The following is a 2,951-nucleotide window of genomic DNA, read 5'->3' as shown; positions in this document are numbered from 1 at the left end:
TTTGTAGATGTGACTGTATTGTGGACCAAGTGGCGCTTGGGCGACGTGAGGCGATCGCCCTTACTGTGTGAAGTCAGTCAGCGTTTGATGTGATCGATCCATGCCTATCCTGTGATTGATATCACAGGCTGAGGTTGGAGGCATGTCTTGGCGTTATTCATGGATGTAGTCCCTTTGATGCCCATGTGAGAATCTGTATGCAACGACTTGATCGATTCCATGCTATTCAACAGCTCGACCCAGTGCGGGATACCTGCGACATCTGTCGGCAGCTTGCTGGCTATGAATTTCCCTGGGACACGACTCGTGCCTTGGAAATTGCCTTATTCCGCACCTTTTGTGTTCCCAGTGTTGCGACCCTCTTAGATCGCACGGCAGAATTTCATCGTCATCCCCAAAAACGATACGATGATACAGGTTTGATGGTCTCGATGATTCTCAAATGGGGATATGACTCTCCTAAGGGGCAGGCTGTGATTCAACGGATGAATCAGATCCACGGGCACTTTCCTATCCAAAATGCTGATTTCCTCTACGTCCTCTCCACCTTTATCTATGAGCCGGTGCGATGGATTGAGCGCTTTGGCTGGCGTCCCTTAAGCTCCTTAGAAAAGCAGGCTTTATTTTATTTTTGGTTGTCCATCGGGCAGCTCATGCATATTCAAGATATTCCCAGCAGCTATGAAGCCTTTGAAGCCTATAACCTAGACTATGAGCGCCAGCACTTTCACTACAGTGCAGCTAACCAGCGGGTAGGAGAATCTACGTTAAACCTATTCCTCAGTTGGTTTCCCCAGCCCCTGCGTCCACTGGTGCGTCCCTTTGTTTATGCCATTATGGATGATCGCATGATCAACGCCTTTGGCTTTCCCATGCCTCAACCCTGGCAGCGTCAGGTTGTAGAGCAAGCGCTGCGATCGCGGGGTAACATCCTCCGCTACTTACCTCCTCGACAAACGCCTAGTTTCTACATGGATGAACCGCAACGCAGTTATCCTCAAGGGTATGAACTAACCGATCTGGGCCCGCCTCAGATGCTACCTAAGCTCAATGCCCCTGAGTTTGGACAGGCCGACTCGGGGCATCAAGGTTGATGGGGCGATCGCTGTGGACATGCTGTTGATACGATAGGTTGCTGGGGGTTAACGATAGGACTATAGGAGATAAAGAGAGCGATCGCCCGACTCTTTGCTCATACGGTTAAGCTATTCTCGTTGATAGGTGCAACTCGTGGGTTCTTTCAGGTCATCAGCGCCAACACATATGCAGTCACGCCAAATTCTTAACCCATCGATGAAGGTGCTAGCTCATTCACCACAGCAGTTGGTGATTCTTGATGGCGCAAGACTTTACAGCTATGGAGGAACACCCAGCGCTAAAAATTTGGTGATTCAACCTCTGATATTTTTTGGGGTGGCCAGTGCCTTTGTGTTCTTCGCTAGTTCAGTGCTATGGCCGGCGCTTGTATTGGGAGCGATCGCTGCTGCCTTGCCCTTCACAGGCATCTTAATCGCCAGAGGGTTGGGCGGTGGTCGCTATGCAACCTATACCTTTGACCAACAAGCCGGCACTCTCACCTGTTCTACCCCGGCAATTTTTCCTGGAAGACCTCCAAAAATTATTCGTTATCCATTAAGTAGGATTTTGTCTGTTGAGCCTGTCACTAAAGATAATAATGAGCCTCCACCTGCATCTTGGCTGTCGATAGAGATTAGAATGGGCGATGAAACGCTATGCCTATATCCTGGACATAATCAGCAGGTTCAGAGCGCTATGACGTATCTAATTCGAGATTTTCTAGGTTTGGTTGCCTGATGAACGTGAGGTAGAGAAGATTATCCTATCTATGACCGATTCAGCGGGGTAGGGTGCTGTTAGGCGAAGCCGTAACGCACCGTCTTCCTGGGTTGAAGGATGGAGGTGGGCTGTGACAGGCTGTTAGCCTGCCAGAACCGCCAGTTGAGCCTTGGCTTTTTGCAAGGACTCCTCCCACTCTAAACCAGGATCACTGTCGGCGACGATGCCTGCACCCACCTGCCCATAGATATGAAACGGTTGTGCGCCGGTGAGAGATGGTGCGTCAGGTACTGCTAAAAGGGTACGAATCAGGATATTGAGATCCAGATGTCCGCGCCAGTCGAGATAGCCACAAGAACCATAAAAGAGACTGCGGCGTACAGGTTCTAGCTCTTCGATAATGTCCATGCAACGTACCTTGGGGCAGCCGGTGATGGTGCCGCCGGGGAAAAGGGCGCGAATCAGGGCGATCGCATCAACATCGGGACTCACCATGCCTCGGACGTTGCTCACCAGATGCATCACATGACTGTAGCGCTCAATGGTCAGCAGCTCATCGACTTCCACCGTGCCCCAGTCGCAAACTCGCCCTAGGTCATTGCGCTCCAGATCGACCAGCATGATGTGTTCGGCATTTTCCTTGGCATTGCTGAGCAATTCTTGTTCGTAACGGTGATCGCTCTCTGGCGTTGTGCCTCGGGGACGGGTACCGGCAATGGGACGGGTCTGGGCTTGCCGACCGGCGCGATGGACTAAACGTTCGGGGGAACAACTGATCACGGCACCCCAGGGCGTTTGCCAGTAGCTAGCGAAGGGGGAGGGGTTGATCTGATGTAGGGTACGGTAAATTTGCCAGGGGTCGGCAAGACCGGCGGTGACAAATCGCAAGGAGAGGTTGGTCTGGAAGATATCGCCCGCTTGGATGTACTGCTGGGCACGACGCACGGCAGATTGGTAGTCGTCCGCTTGGGTCGCATAGCTGGCGCGGTTCATCCTAGGTAAGGTGAGGGGGGTGTTGGGTAAGGATATTTCTAGTTGGTACTGGAGGCGATCGCCCCCATGGGGATCGGTGGTGGCAATCCAGAGCCGTTGTTGCCAATGGTCGAGCACGGCAAAATTTTCGGGTTCATACCAGTAGGCAACGGGGAAGGGGA

At 52.2% G+C, this 2,951-nt stretch carries 3 protein-coding genes; 2 read left to right on the top strand and 1 reads right to left on the bottom strand.

All coding sequences use genetic code 11. The features are described from left to right. The first annotated feature begins 197 nt into the window (after positions 1 to 197). Positions 198 to 1,094: an oxygenase MpaB family protein gene (locus tag V6D20_07035; protein ID HEY9815538.1), complete on the top strand. Its 897-nt coding sequence runs from the start codon at positions 198 to 200 to the stop codon at positions 1,092 to 1,094. Between the two features lie 169 nt (positions 1,095 to 1,263). Further along, a complete protein-coding gene (locus V6D20_07030) occupies positions 1,264 to 1,815 on the top strand; it encodes a hypothetical protein (GenBank protein HEY9815537.1) in 552 nt (183 codons plus the stop codon). 123 nt (positions 1,816 to 1,938) lie between these two features. On the opposite strand, the gene V6D20_07025 is transcribed toward V6D20_07030, so the two are convergent. Continuing rightward, on the bottom strand, positions 1,939 to 2,951 hold a 1,013-nt coding region (locus tag V6D20_07025), incomplete at its 5' end, for an anthranilate synthase component I (GenBank protein HEY9815536.1).

It is taken from the genome of Candidatus Obscuribacterales bacterium, assembly GCA_036703605.1.
GTDB lineage: Bacteria > Cyanobacteriota > Cyanobacteriia > RECH01 > RECH01 > RECH01.
Note: the sequence above shows the minus strand (reverse complement) of the source record. Positions and strands in the feature narration are given on the sequence as shown.